This window comes from Mesorhizobium sp. M1A.F.Ca.IN.020.06.1.1, from assembly GCF_004023265.1.
Lineage (GTDB): Bacteria > Pseudomonadota > Alphaproteobacteria > Rhizobiales > Rhizobiaceae > Mesorhizobium.
The window spans coordinates 1-2,112 of record NZ_RZSR01001001.1 but is presented as its reverse complement, the minus strand read 5'-3'; the positions used below and the strand labels follow the sequence as shown (position 1 = coordinate 2,112).

Below are 2,112 nucleotides of genomic sequence, written 5' to 3'. Positions count from 1 at the left end.
CACCGCCTTGAAGATCGTCTGCCGCACGTCCGATCCCAGGATCGGCAGCGAGTTGGCGATGCGCGCGCCGATGGCGCTCGGCGGTGGCAAAAGGATGAAGGGAATGCCGGCGCCGCGCGTCACCGCTTCCCAGATGATCAGGATCCAGGCGCCGAAGATCGCCGGAATGATCAGGCGAAGCGCCGTTTTGGCCCCGCTGGCTGCAGTCCGTAGCGAGGACAACAGCGCGACGCAGCGCCAGGCAAGCAGCCAGGCGGCAGCGAGAACCAGAAAGTACGGCGCCAGCGCCGTGCCCTCGAAGCCTCCGATGCCCCTGACCAGAAGCCACGCTGCGACATGAGCGCCGACGAACAGGACAACCGCTTCGACAAGTGGCGCGAGTCTCACCGTTGAAACCAGCGCCGCGATCAGCAGCAATCCGAGGATGAGGCCTTTGGTGCCCATATATGGGTAGGCAACCGTCGCGGCAGGCTCGGCGAGCGCCGCCGCTTCCGGTGTCGACATCGCTCCGAGCGCGAAGGCGACGACGCAAAGAAGGATCGCCAGCACCGCTTGCCACGATGGTTTCAGCCAGGTCATGCCGGCCTCCCACCCATGGCGCGGTCGACCAGGCGGCCGGCGATGCCGACCACCATGACCAGCAGCGCCGCGACGATCGACCCCGCGACCAGCGCCGACCAGATGTCGATCGTCTGGCTGTAATAGGCGCCGGAAAGCAGCTTGGCGCCGATTCCGGCGACAGCACCCGTCGGCAATTCGCCGACGATGGCGCCGACTAGGCTCGCGGCCACCGCCACCTTCATCGACGTGAACAGGAACGGCACCGATGCGGGGACGCGCAGCTTCCAGAAGGTCTGCGAGGCGCTGGCATTATAGGTGTGCATCAGGTCGAGATGCATGAGCTCGGGGGAGCGCAATCCCTTCACCATGCCGACCGCAACCGGGAAGAACGACAGATAGGTCGAGATCAGCGCCTTGGGGATCAGCCCGGTGATGCCGATGGCCGCCAGCACCACGATGATCATCGGCGCCACCGCCAGGATCGGAATGGTCTGCGAGGCGATGATCCACGGCATAAGGCTGCGGTCGAGCGTCGTCACATGCACGATGCCGACGGCGATTACGATGCCGAGCGCCGTGCCGAAAGCAAAGCCGAGCAGCGTCGAGGACAGCGTCACCCAGGCATTGTAGACAAGGCTGCGGTTCGAGGTGATGCCGCGCAGGAAGGTGTTCTCGAAGAAGTTCACCGCCACCTGGTGCGGCGCCGGCAGCGTCGGCTTCGGCTGCGATAATGTCTTGCCGATGAATTCGACCGTGCCGGGGGTTTCGTTGGCTCTGGCGTCGAGATCGCGCTGGAACGGCGCATTGAGGATGACGGCGAAGACATACCAGAGCACCACCACGCCGGCGAGGATTGACGTGACCGGGATGATCTTGGAACGGAAGGAGTCCATTTAGCGGGCCTTCCCCCGGCGCAACGGCAGCACGCGGCGCTGCGCGTTTTTCGTCATCATAGGGCGGAGCAAGGAGCGAAGCGGCCCGCCGCGGACCCTAGGATCCATGCCGTTACCTCGACGCTCCGCTGTGGCGCAGAATACGGCTCCCTGCGCCGCGCTCAGCTCGTCGGGTATTCTGAGCCGCTTACGGCCTTCGGTCGACGTCCCGGCATGGATCCTAGGGTCTGCGCTCCGCTTCGCGTCGCTCCACCCTAGGATAACGAAATCACGGCGGTCGGCTCCCGCCACGCGCGCGGCTTCGCGCTTGCTCCGCCCCAGGATGTCGAAGCAGCGGGTGTCCGTCCGCTGGCAAGCACCCTCAATCATCATAGCTGTGCCCCGCCCTCAACCCGTCGCGCACGCGCGCGGCGATCGCCAGGAATTCCGGCGTCTCGCGGATGTCGAGCGGCCGCTTCCTGGGCAAGGTGGATTCGATCACGTCGGTGACGCGGCCCGGCCGCGGCGACATCACCACGATGCGGGTCGACAGATAGACCGCCTCGGGGATCGAGTGAGTGACAAAGCAGATCGTCTTGTTGGTCGAATCCCAGAGTTCGAGAAGCTGTTCGTTCAGATGATCGCGCACGATCTCGTCGAGCGCGCCGAACGGCTCGTC

Annotated in this window: 1 protein-coding gene and 2 pseudogenes; all 3 read right to left on the bottom strand. The window is 65.2% G+C overall.

All coding sequences use genetic code 11. The features are described from left to right. Nucleotides 1-579 (bottom strand): annotated as a pseudogene (locus EOA60_RS30145) (ABC transporter permease); the annotation flags it as partial. Then, nucleotides 576-1,454, bottom strand: coding sequence for an ABC transporter permease (locus EOA60_RS30140; protein WP_095802394.1), 879 nt, complete (start codon nucleotides 1,452-1,454; stop codon nucleotides 576-578). The gene EOA60_RS30140 and the pseudogene EOA60_RS30145, both read right to left, overlap by 4 nt. Nucleotides 1,455-1,815: 361 nt before the next feature. Beyond that, nucleotides 1,816-2,112: pseudogene (locus tag EOA60_RS30135) on the bottom strand (ABC transporter ATP-binding protein); the annotation flags it as partial.

Coding starts and splice junctions, on each gene's coding strand:
- EOA60_RS30140 (WP_095802394.1), bottom strand. CDS start 1,454: ATGGACTCCTTCCGTTCCAAGATCATCCCGGTCACGTCAATCCTCGCC.